The sequence below is a fragment of the Pectinatus brassicae genome (assembly GCF_014201835.1).
In the GTDB taxonomy this organism is placed as follows: Bacteria; Bacillota; Negativicutes; order Selenomonadales; family Selenomonadaceae; genus Pectinatus; species Pectinatus brassicae.
In genome coordinates this window covers 37,712-54,238 of the sequence record NZ_JACHFH010000012.1, presented here as the reverse complement: position 1 = coordinate 54,238, position 16,527 = coordinate 37,712, and the positions used below count along the sequence as shown (strand labels likewise).

General features: G+C 37.6%; 12 protein-coding genes. 6 read left to right on the top strand and 6 right to left on the bottom strand.

All coding sequences use genetic code 11. From position 1 onward, the window contains the following. Positions 1 to 57 precede the first annotated feature (57 nt). From HNR32_RS06070 to HNR32_RS06050, 5 genes are all read right to left on the bottom strand, one after another. Positions 58 to 312: a pro-sigmaK processing inhibitor BofA family protein gene (locus HNR32_RS06070; RefSeq protein WP_183860724.1), complete on the bottom strand. Its 255-nt coding sequence runs from the start codon at positions 310 to 312 to the stop codon at positions 58 to 60. Between the two features lie 29 nt (positions 313 to 341). Next, complete coding sequence (recR, locus tag HNR32_RS06065) at positions 342 to 938, bottom strand: recombination mediator RecR (protein ID WP_183860722.1); 597 nt, start codon at positions 936 to 938, stop codon at positions 342 to 344. Continuing rightward, positions 938 to 1,267 carry a YbaB/EbfC family nucleoid-associated protein gene (locus HNR32_RS06060; protein WP_183860720.1) on the bottom strand — a complete coding sequence of 110 codons (330 nt, stop codon included), beginning with the start codon at positions 1,265 to 1,267 and terminating at the stop codon, positions 938 to 940. Before HNR32_RS06060 ends, recR begins: the two co-directional genes overlap by 1 nt. Before the next feature lie 159 nt (positions 1,268 to 1,426). After that, positions 1,427 to 2,068 carry a GGDEF domain-containing protein gene (locus HNR32_RS06055; protein WP_183860718.1) on the bottom strand — a complete coding sequence of 214 codons (642 nt, stop codon included), beginning with the start codon at positions 2,066 to 2,068 and terminating at the stop codon, positions 1,427 to 1,429. Between the two features lie 161 nt (positions 2,069 to 2,229). Beyond that, the gene (locus HNR32_RS06050) at positions 2,230 to 2,976 is read right to left on the bottom strand and encodes a histidine kinase N-terminal 7TM domain-containing protein (protein ID WP_183860716.1); all 747 of its coding nucleotides are present in this window, start codon (positions 2,974 to 2,976) and stop codon (positions 2,230 to 2,232) included. A gap of 176 nt (positions 2,977 to 3,152) precedes the next feature. Between HNR32_RS06050 and HNR32_RS06045 the strand changes: the two genes are divergently transcribed. Beyond that, complete coding sequence (locus tag HNR32_RS06045; protein WP_183860714.1) at positions 3,153 to 4,025, top strand: VIT1/CCC1 transporter family protein; 873 nt, start codon at positions 3,153 to 3,155, stop codon at positions 4,023 to 4,025. Positions 4,026 to 4,070: 45 nt separating this feature from the next. Here HNR32_RS06045 and HNR32_RS06040 read toward each other — a convergent pair whose 3' ends face one another. Next, positions 4,071 to 5,096, bottom strand: a complete 1,026-nt coding sequence (locus tag HNR32_RS06040; RefSeq protein WP_183860712.1) for a hypothetical protein — start codon at positions 5,094 to 5,096, stop codon at positions 4,071 to 4,073. Between the two features lie 362 nt (positions 5,097 to 5,458). Between HNR32_RS06040 and HNR32_RS06035 the strand changes: the two genes are divergently transcribed. The 5 genes from HNR32_RS06035 to rpoC all read left to right on the top strand — a co-directional run bounded on the left by HNR32_RS06035 (position 5,459) and on the right by rpoC (position 16,429). After that, a complete protein-coding gene (locus HNR32_RS06035) occupies positions 5,459 to 5,725 on the top strand; it encodes a glycine zipper domain-containing protein (protein WP_183860711.1) in 267 nt (88 codons plus the stop codon). A 246-nt stretch (positions 5,726 to 5,971) separates the two neighbouring features. Then, complete coding sequence (gene typA / locus HNR32_RS06030; protein ID WP_183860709.1) at positions 5,972 to 7,786, top strand: translational GTPase TypA; 1,815 nt, start codon at positions 5,972 to 5,974, stop codon at positions 7,784 to 7,786. A 91-nt stretch (positions 7,787 to 7,877) separates the two neighbouring features. Next, positions 7,878 to 8,381 (top strand): cell division protein SepF, encoded by a 504-nt coding sequence (locus tag HNR32_RS06025; RefSeq protein ID WP_231038082.1) that lies wholly within the window; start codon positions 7,878 to 7,880, stop codon positions 8,379 to 8,381. Positions 8,382 to 8,698: 317 nt separating this feature from the next. Then, a complete protein-coding gene (rpoB, locus tag HNR32_RS06020; RefSeq protein WP_183860705.1) occupies positions 8,699 to 12,445 on the top strand; it encodes a DNA-directed RNA polymerase subunit beta in 3,747 nt (1,248 codons plus the stop codon). An 18-nt stretch (positions 12,446 to 12,463) separates the two neighbouring features. Beyond that, positions 12,464 to 16,429, top strand: a complete 3,966-nt coding sequence (gene rpoC / locus HNR32_RS06015) for a DNA-directed RNA polymerase subunit beta' (RefSeq protein ID WP_183860703.1) — start codon at positions 12,464 to 12,466, stop codon at positions 16,427 to 16,429. Positions 16,430 to 16,527: the final 98 nt, after the last annotated feature.

Below are 16,527 nucleotides of genomic sequence, written 5' to 3'. Positions count from 1 at the left end.
GAGGTAACAACCACAAATTTATTGTGTGGCTGTTACCTCTTTTGGCATAAAACATTATTATTTAATTAAGTAATAAATTACTACCAGCAGTACACCAGGAATCCCTAAAGTACCAGCAACTAAAGCTGTTACAAAATTTATAGGAATTGCCAGACCTAAAACAAGATTTACAAGCCAAAGGCAGATAGCACCGATGATGCTGTTGTAAATAAGTTTCCATAAAGTTTTTACTGGCAGAGATAATATTTTTGTTATCAGGCATAATATAAGCAAGCCGATACAAAAAGCTATCACTAGATTTGCACTTATCATATTATAAATATCCTTTGAAAATTAGTAGATTAAATTTCACGGCGGTTTTCCAAAGCTTTGGCTAATGTAACTTCATCGGCATATTCTAAATCGCCGCCTACTGGCAAGCCGTGGGCAATACGGGATACTTTTATGCCGGCTGGTTTTACCAGACGAGCTATGTACATGGCGGTAGCTTCTCCCTCAATATTAGGGTTTGTAGCCATTATAAGTTCCTTAACCGTAGTGTTTTGTAAACGAAGCAGCAGTTCTCTTATTCTTATATCCTCTGGGCCGATACCTTCAAGTGGTGATAAAACGCCATGCAGCACATGATAAACACCTTTATAATCACGCATCCGCTCCAGCGCAGCGACATCACGCGGCTGTTCCACAACACAGATAATTGAGTGGTCACGGTTTGCCGATGAACAGATACTGCAGGGGTTGGTATCACTTAAGTTGAAACAGGTGTTGCAAAAGCCGATTTTTTCCTTGGCTTCAATTATGGCCTGGGCTAATGCTTTAGCTTTGGCTGGTTCCATATCAAGGATATGATATGCAAGACGCGCTGCCGTTTTGGAGCCAATTCCCGGCAGCGCGCGTAAATGTTCGATTAATTTGGCCAGAGGTTCAATATACTGCATTAAAACATTCCTGGTGGTAAATTAAGACCGCCAGTAAGTTTGCCCATCTCAGAAGCCATCATATCATCAACTTTTTTTACAGCTTCGTTTATAGCCGCAGAAATAAGATCCTCGAGCATATCAACATCTTCTGGATCAATGGCAGCCGGGTCTATTTTTAGGGAAACGACTTGTTTTTCACCGTTCATAACGATTTTAACTACACCGCCGCCGCTGGAGACATCGACTGTTTGTTTTTTTAAATCATCCTGCATTTTTGCCATGTCCTGCTGCAGTTTCTGTACTTTTTTCATCATGCCGGCCATATTGCCGCCCATAGGATTGAACATAAAATTTATTCCTCCTGTGATTTCGCTGAAACTATATAGTCTCATACTAAACTATCATTTATTCATCTACTAAGTATATAATATAGTTACTTCGCTTGCAAGTAGAATAATGGCATACAGCTCAAACATGTTGATTTTATCATGGTTGAAGTGTAATTTTTATTGGTAGAGACGTACACAGTTACGGCCTGCTTTTTTGGCATTATATAAGGCAATGTCTGCATTGTTTATTAAATTTTTAATATCAAGTGGTGTTTTTGCATTAGTGGTATGCGCGATGCCGATGCTTGCTGTTATATTTATAGTTAGAGAATTATTTATAAACACATTTTTGGCTGCGATTGAACAGCAAATTTTTTCAGCAATTTCCAAGGCGGTATCAATGCTTGCAGCGGGAAGAATAATAATGAATTCATCCCCGCCATAACGGCCTAAAATATCATTTGGACGCAGATTGTTCTCACAGATCCTGGAAAAAGTCTTTAAAACAGTATCACCGCCGAGATGGCCACATTTACCATTAATAATTTTAAAATTGTCAACATCAATAAGCAAAAGAGATAAATCCATGTCTTCATCAGGTGACATTTCAAGTAATAAAGCAATGTCCTCTTGTAATTTATGGCGATTGGCAATGCCGGTCAAAGGATCAGTTGAGGCTTTGCTTTGCAGCGTGTCAAGTTTATTGGAAAAAAATGTAATATCATGCAGGGTTATAATAAAGCCAATAAGTTTTTTCCCATTCATCAAGTTGATTCGCTTGGCCTGATATTTTTGTCGGGGTTTTCGTTTGATTTCCATTTCTAATATGAGCTCAGGCGCACTTTTCATTAGCTTAAGCATGATGGTATTGTGGGAAAATAGAATAAGGCCCGATTTACCTATTTGTCGTTCTCTTAGGTATGGGAAAATATTTTTACAGACCTTGTTGAAATCAGCTAAAATCCCGTTTTTATCAAATATTAAGATAGCATCAGATAATGTTTCGAAGATTTTTTTTGTGCTAGAGGGATGATTTCAAATAAATCTAAACTATATATAGCCCAGCCATATACAATACTAGGCACTAGAAAAGAAACAGGCGAAGGATCAAGCCCCCAAGGAATATAGCCGCATGTGTAGATAAGTGCTATTATCCAGGGGAAGAGTGAACTTAAAAAAAATATAAGGGCAGGTTGATTTTCCGGGTAGACTGATTTTCGCCAATAAATTAGATAAAAGATATTGCCTAATAACACAGCGGCATTGTTGAATACTATATGAATATCATACCAAAGGCCAGCCTTTATTTTAGCGATGGGGAATGGGGCAGCAGTATTAAGTGTCACAGATTTATAATACAAATTATGCAGGTCGGTTGTTACACTCAATATAAGTGTAATGGAGGAGAAAATAAGTAAAAAGGCTATTAGTAATTTATTATATTTAAAACGTAGTCCGGTATGCTGCAGGGAAAGAATTATCCAGGCCGTAGGAATAAAGGATACACCTATATTTTCGATATGCAGCCAAAATTTTATAGCAGTAAGGCTGTTGCTGGATAATTCACAGGTATAACCTAATGCGTATATGGCAGCAGATGAGGTTAAGAAAAGCACACATTTACTGAACGGGATATTTCTTTTTTCCCAGGCGATTATGCATACGCTGATTAAGGTAAAAAAACTAAATAGACATAAAATAATAAAAAAGATTCTAGGAAAATACATATAGCACCTCGAAAATACAAAATAAAGCTTTTTTTATATTCAATATTATGGAAACTATTTCCTCTGACAAGATCGGAAATAAAAAATAATGATGTAGATTGTCATTTTTATGTTATAATACGAAGTTAAATAATAGAAATGAGGTGTTGGTGTTTTAACAATATACACCATATATTATGAAATTATCGCAAACAAATTATAAAAGAATTATTAAATTTCAGCGTGATGAAATAACGGCAAGTATTTTATATAAAAAAATAGCGCAAAAGATAAAAGATGATAGTAAAAAAATGGCATTGTTGGAATTTGCTGCAGCTGAATATGAGCATTATAAAATATGGTACGATTTTACGCAAAAGGAAGTAAAGCCAGATTGGTTTACCGTAATGATTTATAATGTGTTATTCTTTATTTTAGGACAGACTTTTATTATAAGATATATGGAACGAAAAGAAAAATACACTCAGATGGAATTGCAGCAGATAAGTGAGCAGATTCCTGTGGCAAAGACGATAATTTTGCAGGAAGAAGAACACGAAATGCGCTTAATTGCCATGATTGATGAGGAGCTTAAGTACGTGGGGTCAGTGGTATTGGGGTTAAATGATGCTTTGGTAGAGTTGACAGGCACAATTGCCGGGATAACATTTGCCTTGATGAATACACGGTTAGTGGCGTTAGCAGCTATAGTCACGGGAGGAGCAGCAACCTTATCAATGGCGGCTTCCAATTATCTGGCACAAAGGGCGGAAAAAAGAGATGATGCTTTAAGGTCTAGTATATATACAGGCAGTGCCTATCTTATAACGGTTGTATTACTGGTGTTGCCTTATTTGGTTTTACCAGATGGGTATTATATTTCAGCATTTATTATCATGATTGCAGTGGCCGTGTTTATAATATTTTCGTTTAATTATTATATTGCAGTAGTACAGGCAACTGAGTTTTGGCCTAAGTTCTTCGAAATGGCATTAATCAGTCTTGGCGTTGCAGCATTGTCCTTTGCTATTGGTATTGCCGCTAAATATTTTCTAGGTGTAAATGTATAAAAAATGGTTGTCCACACTGTTACAACGTGTGGACAACCATTTTTGTTAGTTTTTGTCGAAAAGGCTGGTACGTAATTTAGTTACCTTTTTATTTTTGTCAGCAATTGCTGAAGTATTAAGGGTTACTTTTACTGTATTTAAATCAGCTTTTAATAATGGTGAATCATTGTTTAAAGGGATACTGATTTTTTTATTAAAGCTTGTTTGACCAGCAGGGATACGACCGGATATTTTACGTTCCGATAATATTGTACCATTTTTATCGGTAATAGTAAGCTGGGCCTGAAATCCCAGCAGTTCTTTATCAGAAGTAACGGTGACAGGAAATTCTAAATGCAGTATTTTACCAAACATTAAGCCTGTACCATCTGTGATGCTTGGCGTTATTTTACCGAAATCAACAGTCTTATTAAGCTGGTCCTGTAAAGATTTATTGAGCTGTACCAATTTTTCTTTTTCAGCAGTTTTTATTTCTTCAATATATTTATTGAGGTTGTCAATTTTTATTATTTGCCAGGTACCGTCATCTAGCTGGTGCATTTTTAAATCGAGTACAAATGTTTTATCAAGATCTTTATTGTATAGAGATAACCCGACAGTAGCAGTGCCGTTTTCTTTTTTGGTGTAGGCAATACCCTTAAATTCAGTGACTTCTAAGCCGGTAGTAGCTGTAAGTTTTTTGGTCATGCGGTTTGAAGATAAATCATTTGATTTTGCTTTATCGGAATCATCTTTTTGTGATGAAGTGTTTTCAATGTAAGATTTAAGTTTGCTTTTTACTTCGGATATAATTACTGGTTTAAGCATTTTTACTAATCCATTACCAAGCAGTGAAGCATTTTTTTGATTTTGTGTTGCTGTTACATCGTCAATAGCAGCTGATAAAGTTTGATCAATATCAACATGCTTTTGGAAAGTATCCCAATCATGATTTTGTACTGATTTGCGAATCAGATTTAAAGAGTAGGCAGGTGTTTTTTTGTAATAGAGAAAATAGCCAGCCGCTGAGATTATGCCTAATACAATGATTAAACCAATTGCTATAAATAAAATACGTTTTTTTTGTTCCATTAATTATGTACCTCTTTCTTAAAATATATGTAATACGTTGAGCTCGAAAGACAGATAGTGTTGTGCACTATCCAGAGTGGCGTAAAACTAATATCCCTCCTTCATTGAAAAAAATACAGTGAATAAAATAATAGTTTGGCTATTAAAATGGACTGGGTAATTATTGTAACATGGTTAATTCTTTTTTTGCAAGACTGTGATGAAAATCTACGAAATAACATAAAAAAGACACATTTTTATAAAAAATATAGTATATCATATTAATAAATTAGTTTTTAGGATATATAATATATAATATTCACATGGCAGTGTATCAACAGTTTATATTTTCACAGAAAATAAAATAAAGGATTGTGATATAGATGAAATTAAACAAAATATTGCCATTAGTATTTTCATGCTTATTAGTTGCCGGGATTTCCAGTAATGCTGTTATGCAGTCAGGAATGACTTATACAGGAAATACAGCACAGTCAGTTAATTACAGTAAGGCTACTACGGGGGCTGTAGTTGGTGGTGCAGCTGGAGCTATAATGGGAAGTAAGAGCAAAAAACATAAAACTGCCCATGCTATTACTGATGCAGCTATTGGTGCTGTAGTTGGCGGCGCCATTGCGCATAATACCTAATTGACACTGCTGCCATGTGAATGTTCTATAAGGGCTGTACGCACATTATTAAAAGTGTACGTCAGCCTTTTTAATTTTATATAGATTGTTAGTAGTGTGGTGTTTTTTTTATGGCATTTTTTATTTTTGTTGAGAAAAATATATCTGAGAAATAATTGTAATTGACAGTAATCGTTTTTTATACTATGCTTATGAAGATAAACAATTAAATAATGAGATTATTTCCTGGAGGAATGTATTTTTATCATGAACATTAATGAAAAACTTAGAAACATTGCCATAATTGCCCACGTTGACCATGGCAAAACAACATTGGTTGATGCCATGCTGAGACAAAGCCATGTATTTCGTGCTAATGAAAAAGTGGCGGAACGCGTTATGGATTCCAATGATTTGGAACGTGAACGCGGTATTACTATTTTATCGAAAAATACAGCTGTTATGTATAAGGACATAAAGATAAATATAGTAGATACACCGGGCCATGCTGATTTTGGCGGTGAAGTTGAACGTGTTTTAAACATGGTTGATGGGGTACTCTTATTAGTAGATGCATTTGAAGGCCCTATGCCGCAAACTAAATATGTTCTCAGGAAAGCACTGGAACAAAAATTAAAACCAATTGTTGTAATAAATAAAATAGACCGTCCTGACCAACGTGTTGATGATGTTTATGATGAAGTGTTAGAACTTTTCATGGAACTAGGTGCTGATGATGATCAGCTTGATTTCCCGGTAGTGTATGCTACTGCTCGCGATGGTATTGCTAAAATGGCAATGGAAGATGAAAGTGACAGCTTGCAGCCACTTATGGATCTTCTAATAAAAGAAATTCCGGCACCAAAAGGGGAAGCTGATGGTCCGCTGCAGATGATGGTAACTACACTTGATTCTGATGAATATGTAGGCCGCGTTGCTATCGGTCGTATCATTCGTGGCAGTGCTAGAGAAGGTCAAAACGTTGTAGTTATAAGCGGTGATGACCAAAGAAAAGCAAAAATTGGTCAAGTACTTGAATATCAGGGACTTAAAAGAGTTGCAGTAAAAGAAGCCGGATTAGGTGAGATTGTTGCTGTAACAGGTCTTGGTGACATCAGCATCGGTGAAACTGTCGCTGATGCTGAACAACCAGAAGCATTACCAATGATAAATATTGATGAACCAACCTTATCAATGACCTTTGGCGTAAATACCAGTCCTTTTGCTGGTAAAGAAGGTAAATTTGTAACTTCTCGTCATTTGCGTGACAGATTATTTAAAGAAACAGAAACTAATGTAAGCTTAAAAGTAGAAGAAACAGATTCAGCAGATACTTTCAGGGTTTCTGGCCGCGGCGAACTTCATATTTCAATATTGATTGAAACAATGCGCCGTGAAGGCTTTGAATTACAGGTTGGTAAACCAGAAGTTATTTATAAAACTATTAATGGACAACTTTGCGAACCAATTGAAAATCTTTCTATTGAAGTACCACAAGAGTTTATGGGAACAGTAATGGAATCCCTTGGTACCCGTAAGGCAGAACTTTCTAATATGGTTGAGCTGTCTGGCTATCTTAGAATGGAATTCACTATTCCGGCTCGCGGTCTTATTGGTTTTAGATCAGAATTTTTAACCAATACTAAGGGTAATGGTATTATGAACCATGTATTCCATGGCTATGTTCCTTATAAAGGTGATATCCCAGGTCGTGCTCGTGGTTCACTCGTTGCTTTTGAACAGGGCGAAACAACCTCCTATGGTATCTATACCTTGCAGGATAGAGGAACAATGTTTATTTCACCTAATCAGCATGTTTATGAAGGCATGATTGTTGGTGAAAACAGTCGTGATATTGACATTGATATCAATCCTTGCAAAAAGAAAAATGTATCTAATATGCGTACCAGTTCTTCTGATGAAGCTATTCGACTTACTCCACCACGTATTTTGAGCTTGGAGCAGGCTTTAGAATATATTAATAAAGACGAATTAGTAGAAGTTACACCGGAAAGTGTTCGTTTGCGCAAAACGGTGCTGGATAAACAGCAACGTGGTCGTATGAAAAAAAATGCAAAATAATAGATGCTTTTAGAAGGATTTTATAGTTTTGCATAGAATAGCTCTAATAACTATAAAAAAAGTATGTTGTATGGGGGTGATTTTTTTGAAAATGATGGATAGAATAGCTAATTTACTAATGCCAATTGAAGAGGTTGAAGAAATCGAAATGCCGGTTGAGAATATATCAACACAGCAGACCGTAGCTGATGATATGAAACAACGACATTTTACTGAAGAAAAGCCAATTACTGAAAAAGCAGTACCACCAAAAACATCACTTAAACCTTCTTCAACATCAAATGGAAGAGCACATTTATCTGTACATACTAATAAAATGAATATACAGGTATTTGAAATAAATGCATTCGATGAAGTAAAACGAGCTGCTGATGCTTTGAAATCTAAGCAGGCAGTAGTTTTGAATTATGAAAAAGTTGATACTGAAACGCAAAAAAGAATGTGTGATTTTCTAAATGGGGTTTGTTATGTATTGGAAGGCGAAGTAAAACGCGTTTCTGATACGATGGTCTTATATGTGCCAGATGATATGACTATTAGTAATGGAATTGTTCGCGGCTCGGATGGTATCTTTAAAAAAGATATGGCCAGCTAAATTGCTATTTTGATATTGTATTGGATTTATGAAAAAGGCTTTCTTTCATTTTGGATGGAAAGCCTTTTTCTTTTAACACACCGTAATGATTATATTTATAATAAAAATGATATTGACTAATAAAAAAAGCTGTGCTATAATTGGATTTTACAGAATGGCTAATTATCTGTAAAGCTAAAATTACAGATAAAATATATCAGGCGGGGTGACAATGAAATATTATGAAATTAGGAGAGCAAGGTATGAAAAACGATAACTGCCTTGCCTTTTTAATGTCATTGCTTATTATTGTTTAAATGTGCTGAGGGGTGAAAATTTTGTTTAAACCTGTTCCGGTAGGAAAAAGAACAAGGTATAGCTACGCCAAAATTAAAGAAGTTATGGATATGCCGCATTTGCTCGATATCCAGAGAAATTCATATGAATGGTTTATGAAAGATGGCTTGAGAGAAATTTTTCAGGATATCTCTCCTATTCAGGATTTTACGGGAAATCTCGTATTATCGTTTGAAAACTTTTCTTTAGGCGATCCAAAATATTCTATTGATGAATGTAAAGAACGTGATACTACTTATGCTGCACCATTGCGTGTAAATGTGCGTCTCATCAATAATGAAACTGGCGAAATAAAAGAACAAGAAGTATTTATGGGTGATTTCCCGCTCATGACAGAAACGGGAACATTTATTATAAATGGTGCTGAACGTGTTATTGTAAGTCAGTTAGTACGTTCACCAGGAGCATATTACGGGGTAGCTACCGATGCAACTGGTAAAAAACTTTATAATTCCACGCTTATTCCTAATCGTGGAGCATGGATAGAATTGGAAAATGATGCCAATGATATCATTTCTGTCAGAATAGACCGTACACGTAAATTGCCGGCGACTATTCTTATTCGTGCACTAGGGATAAGTTCCAATCAGGCTATTAGTGAGTTGTTTGCCGATGACCCACGTATTATAAATACCATGGAACGCGATAATGCTGTATCAAAAGAAGAAGCCTTAGTAGAAATTTATAAGCGTCTGCGTCCAGGTGAACCACCTACAGTTGAAAATTCACAGGCACTTTTAGATGGATTGTTTTTTGACCCCAAACGCTATGATTTAGCTACAGTTGGTCGTTATAAAATAACTAAGAAACTGGGCTGGAAGCGTCGTCTTGCTGGTCATGAATTAACTGAACCATTAGTTGACCGTACTACAGGTGAAATTGTTGTGCCGGCTGATACTGTTATTGATATGACAATGCTGGAAGCAATTACGCCTGAACAGGAAAGAAATATTTTTGGTGAAACCGATATGATTTCTTTCTATGTTAAAACGAATACTGATAAACCAATGAAGATGATTTGTTCATCAACTTTGGAATACTCTCATCGTACAGTGACTATTGAGGATATAATGGCTTCAATAAATTATCTGCTAAATCTTATGGATGGTGCAGGCAACACTGATGATATTGACCATTTAGGCAACAGACGTGTTCGTTCTGTTGGTGAATTATTGCAAAATCAGTTCCGTATTGGTCTGTCACGTATGGAACGTGTTGTCAGAGAGCGTATGACAATTCAGGATAATGAGGCAATCACACCGCAGGCATTAATAAATATTCGTCCGGTAGTGGCATCAATAAAAGAATTCTTTGGATCAAGTCAGTTGTCACAGTTCATGGATCAACATAATCCACTTAGTGAACTTACCCATAAACGTCGTCTTAGTGCGTTGGGACCTGGTGGTTTGTCACGTGAACGTGCTGGTTTTGAAGTTCGTGATGTTCACAACTCCCATTATGGTCGTATGTGTCCGATTGAAACCCCAGAAGGACCGAATATCGGTCTTATTGGTTCACTATCAACATATGCTCGTGTTAACCGCTTTGGTTTTATGGAAACACCATATCGTAAAGTGGATAAATTAAATAAAAATGTTACTAATGATGTACAGTATCTTACCGCTGATGAGGAAGATGATATTGTAATAGCACAGGCCAATGAAAAACTAGAAAATGATTGGTTTGTAAAAGATCGTGTAACAGCTCGTTTCCATGAAGAAACAAGTCTTATGCCAGCTGATTCAGTTGATTATATGGACGTTTCACCAAAACAGGTTGTATCTATTGCAACAGCAATGATTCCGTTCTTAGAAAACGATGATGCTAACCGTGCTCTAATGGGGGCAAACATGCAGCGTCAGGCTGTACCGCTCCTTCGTACTCAGGCACCTTTAGTAGGTACTGGTATGGAATATAAGGCAGCCTGTGACTCCGGTGTTATGATTTTGGCTAAAAATGCTGGAACAATCAGCAAAGTAACAGCTGATCAGATTATTATCCGCAAAGAAAATGGCGATTTTGATATATATAAATTGCAGAAATATCTGCGTTCAAATCAGGGAACCTGTATTAATCAGGTGCCAATCGTTAATAAAGGTGACAGCGTTTATAAGGGACAGCCTATTGCTGACGGTCCGGCAACTGACCACGGTGAACTTGCTTTAGGTTATAACGTTATTGTGGCATTTATGCCATGGGAAGGTTATAACTATGAAGATGCTATCTTATTAAGCGAAAAGCTTGTAAAAGAAGATGTCTATACTTCTATTCATATTGAAGAATATGAATGTGATGCCCGTGATACAAAACTTGGGGCTGAAGAAATAACCCGCGATATGCCAAATGTTGCTGAGGATGCGCTTAGAGATCTTGATGAACAAGGTATTATCCGTATTGGTGCTGAAGTGCGTCCAGGCGATATCCTTGTTGGTAAAGTTACACCAAAAGGTGAAACTGAGCTTACCGCTGAAGAAAGACTCTTACGTGCTATTTTCGGGGAAAAAGCTCGTGAGGTGCGTGATACTTCATTGCGTGTTCCACATGGTGAGGCTGGTAAGATTGTTGATGTTAAGATTTTCAGCCGTGAAAACAATGATGAATTGCCACCAGGCGTAAATCATCTTGTACGTGTATACATTGCCCAGAAACGTAAAATTTCTGTAGGGGATAAAATGGCAGGTCGTCATGGTAATAAAGGGGTAGTTTCTCGTGTAATGCGCGAAGAAGATATGCCGTTTTTACCAGATGGTACGCCTGTAAACATTGTTCTTAACCCATTAGGTGTTCCGTCGCGTATGAACATCGGACAGGTGCTGGAAACACATCTTGGTATGGCTGTACGTGAACTAGGTATGCAGATAAAAGCAGGTGACACTACAGTTAAAGATCGTTTGCAGGCTATGGGTTATGACTATGAAACATATGGCATGCCTAAGCCCGATGTAGCAGGTCTTCATATTGCTACACCAGTATTTGATGGTGCCAAAGAAAATGAAGTATTTAAAACCTTGCATGCATCAGGATTCTCTGATGACGGTAAAACCATTCTTTATGATGGTCGTACTGGTGATCCATTCGAAAATCCAGTAACTGTCGGCTGTGTGTATATGCTTAAATTGCATCATCTTGTTGATGATAAAATTCATGCACGTTCCACTGGTCCATATTCCTTAGTTACTCAGCAGCCACTTGGTGGTAAAGCACAATTCGGTGGACAGCGCTTTGGGGAAATGGAAGTTTGGGCACTGGAAGCATATGGTGCGGCTTATACCTTGCAGGAAATTCTTACTGTTAAGTCAGATGATGTAGTCGGTCGTGTTAAAACATATGAATCAATTGTTAAAGGCGAAAATATTCCAGAGCCAGGTGTACCTGAATCCTTCAAGGTTTTGATAAAAGAATTACAAAGTATTGGCCTTGATATCAAAGTATTATCAGAAGATGCTCAGGAAATCATGATCCATGATACCGAAGAGGAAATGAATGATAATGGTATTGAAAGATTAGGGGCTGCTTCAGATACTGAGCAGTCACATCATAAACATGATGACGAGCAGGCGGACAATGCTGATGATCAGGAAAATGACAATGCTAACGAAGATATAAGTGATAGTGATATTATTGCTGAACTTGGCAATATGACTACTGAAGATGATACAGATGAAGCTGATACGATCGATTTATCCGAGATTGATTCAGCAGATGATAATGACGATTATAATGAATAAGAGGGGAGTGAATACCCTTTGTTGGATGTCAATAATTTTGATTCCATGCGCATAGGGATTGCTTCACCAGAAAAAATTAGAGAATGGTCTCATGGTGAAGTCAAAAAACCGGAAACTATAAATTACCGTACACTAAAACCAGAACGTGATGGCTTATTTTGCGAGAAAATATTTGGGCCAACTCGTGATTGGGAATGTCACTGCGGAAAATATAAACGCATTCGTTATAAAGGTGTTATTTGTGATCGTTGTGGCGTTGAGGTTACAAGAGCAAAAGTACGTCGTGAACGTATGGGCCATATTGAACTTGCAGCGCCAGTGTCACATATTTGGTACTTTAAGGGTATCCCTAGTCGTATGGGGCTTATCCTTGATGTATCACCGCGTTCTTTAGAGAAAGTATTGTATTTTGCTTCATATATAGTACTTGATGCTGGTGATACGCCGCTCATGAAAAAACAGCTTTTGACTGAAAGTGAGTATCGCGAATATAGTGTTAAATATGGCAGTAATTTTAAAGTCGGCATGGGGGCAGAAGCTGTAAAACAGCTTCTGGATGAACTCGATTTAGAAAAAATGAGTGTAGATTTACGTGCTGAACTAAATTCTTCTAGTGGACAAAGAAAAATCCGTGCTATTCGTCGCTTAGAAGTTGTAGAGGCATTTCGTAAATCAGGCAATAAACCATCCTGGATGATTATGGATGTAGTTCCGGTTATACCACCGGAATTACGCCCAATGGTTCAGCTTGATGGTGGACGGTTTGCTACCTCTGACCTTAATGATTTATATCGTCGTGTTATAAATCGTAATAATCGTTTGAAACGTTTATTGGATTTGGGAGCACCTGATATTATTGTCAGAAATGAAAAACGTATGCTGCAGGAAGCTGTCGATGCCCTTATTGATAATGGTCGCCGTGGTCGTCCTGTAACAGGACCGGGAAATCGTCCATTAAAATCTTTAAGTGATATGCTTAAAGGTAAGCAGGGACGTTTCCGTCAGAACTTACTTGGTAAACGTGTTGACTATTCCGGTCGTTCCGTTATCGTAGTAGGACCTGAACTTAAACTGCATCAGTGTGGTTTGCCAAAAGAAATGGCTCTGGAATTATTCAAACCGTTTGTAATGAAAAAACTTGTTAATGCAGGAATTGCTCATAATATTAAATCAGCTAAACGCATGGTGGAACGTGTACGTCCGGAAGTTTGGGATGTACTCGAAGAAGTAATCAAGGAACATCCGGTATTATTGAACCGTGCACCGACCTTGCATCGTCTTGGTATTCAGGCGTTTGAACCTGTTCTTACCGAAGGTCGTGCTTTGAAACTTCATCCGTTGGCATGTACAGCATATAACGCTGACTTTGATGGTGACCAGATGGCTATTCATCTGCCGTTATCAGCCGAAGCGCAAGCCGAAGCACGTATTTTAATGCTGGCAGCAAATCATATTTTGGCACCAAAAGATGGTCGCCCTATTATCGTACCTACTCAGGATATGGTTTTAGGTTCATATTACCTGACCATATTACGTCCAGGTGCTCAGGGCGAAGGCAAAGTATTTACTGGTATCAACGAAGCATTACTTGCTTATCAGGAAAAAGAACTGGCATTGCAGGCTGAAATAAAAGTTCGCTTTGAAAAATATGGTATGGTAAGAACATCATTAGGTCGTATGATATTTAATGAAATATTGCCTGAAGAAGTTCAGTATTTCTATAAAGACAAGAAGACTGATGAATGGTGTCTGGGCATCCGTATGGACAAAAAAGAACTTGGTAAATTAGTTGCTAAATGCTACGAAAAATTAGGTGGCAGTCAAACTGCTGTCGTTATTGATAATGTTAAAAATCTGGGCTATCATTTTGCTTGTATAGCTGGCATGACAGTTGCTATTTCTGACATTATCGTTCCGCCAGAAAAGAAAGAAATCCTCACAGCTACTGAAGGCGTTGTCAATAAAGTTGAGCGTCAATTTGGCCGTGGTTTAATAACAGAAGAAGAACGTCATAAAAAGGTTTGTGACCTTTGGACTGAAGCTACTGACAGCATAACTGATGCGATGATGAATAATATGAGTCAATTTAATCCTATTTTCATGATGGCCGATTCTGGGGCGCGCGGTAACAAACAGCAGATGCGTCAGCTTGCTGGTATGCGTGGCTTGATGGCTGATCCATCAGGTAATATCATCGAATTACCAATCAAAGCGAACTTCCGTGAAGGTCTTACCGTATCAGATTACTTTATTTCATCACATGGTGCTCGTAAAGGTCTTGCTGATACAGCGCTTCGTACAGCCGATTCTGGGTATCTTACCCGTCGTCTCGTTGACGTTGCACAGGATGTTATTGTTCGTGAAGATGATTGTGATATTGTTGGTATTAATCTTGTACGTGAAAGAGCAAAACTTGCTACTTCATCATCAAATGCGATAATAATGCTGGCCCCTACGCTTGTTGACCGCATTTTAGCGCAGGATGCGACTGATCCAAAAACAGCAGATATTATTGTAAGCGCAGATACAGTACTTACTGAAGAAAATCTTAAGCTTATTGGTGAAGCCGGTGTAGCTGAAATAGTAGTAAAAGGATCTTCTAACATGGAAATATCCGGCAGTGCTGTTTCCAGCGAAAAAATTGCTTTAGGTGCACCAGAAGAAAATGTTCGTAAAGCAATCAAAAAAGCGATGATGCATGAAATGCTTGGCAAAAGCATTACTGCAGATGTACGTACTAGTGACGGCAAGGTGTTGCTGACAAATGGTACGCCATTAACTGAAGCTGATATCGAAAAAATACTAAACAGTGACGCCAAAGAAGTAAAAGTACGTAATAATACTGTTCGTGGTATTGAAGTTGAAGCTATCAAAGAAGGTACTGGTGTCATCGAATCACTTAAAGAACGTATTGTAGGTCGTGTTTTAGCTGAAGATATAATAAATCCTGAAACAGGTGAAACAATAGCGTCCTTGAATGAAAATATCACTGATGAATTAGCAGATGCAATTTGTGCTGTTCGTGAAACCGTATCGATAAGAAGTGTACTTACCTGTAAATCTCAGTTTGGTGTTTGTATTAAATGTTATGGTCGTGATTTGGCAAATGCTACTGAAGTTAACATCGGTGAAGCTGTTGGTATTATTGCAGCGCAGTCAATCGGTGAACCAGGTACACAGCTTACAATGCGTACATTCCATACTGGTGGTGTAGCAGGGGAAGATATTACCCAGGGTCTGCCGCGTGTCGAAGAATTATTTGAAGCACGTAAACCTAAGCATCATGCCATCATTGGTGAAATCGAAGGTCAGGTTTCCATGACTGAGGATAAAGGTCTGCGCGTAGTTGTAATAACACCAGCTGAAGGTGAAGCACGTGAATATCCGATTCCTTATGGTGCACGCTTAGTTGTTCGTGAAGGCATGACAGTAAAACCAGGTGATAAACTGACTGAAGGCTCGATTAATCCACATGATATATTACGTGTCTGTGGCTTAAAAGAAACTCAGCGTTATCTTGTATATGAAGTGCAAAAAGTTTATAAATCACAGGGTGTTGAAATCAATGATAAACATATTGAGGTTATGGTTCGCCAGATGCTTCATAAAGTTAAAATTGAAGATGCCGGTGATACAGAATTTTTACCAGGTGAATATATCGATATAAATACCTTTGAAGTTGCTAATGCTAAAGCTATAGCGCATGATGGTATGCCATCGGTAGCTCGTCCGATATTGCTTGGTATTACCAAAGCGTCATTGGCTACAGATTCCTTCTTGTCAGCAGCATCTTTCCAGGAAACAACACGTGTTCTTACAGATGCCGCTATCAAGGGTAAAGTCGATCCGCTTATCGGTTTAAAAGAAAATGTTATTATTGGTAAACTTATTCCAGCAGGTACAGGTATGAGTCGTTACCGTAATATCGAAGTTGAAGATTTAACTGCTAGCGATGATGCTGCAGAAGATTCATCTTCTAATTAAATACTATAAAATATGTTATAATGCTTAATAAACAGACCCCCCTTTCTTTTAGGAGAAAGGGGGGTTCTGAAATTTAGTTTAAAATATATGTAATTAAT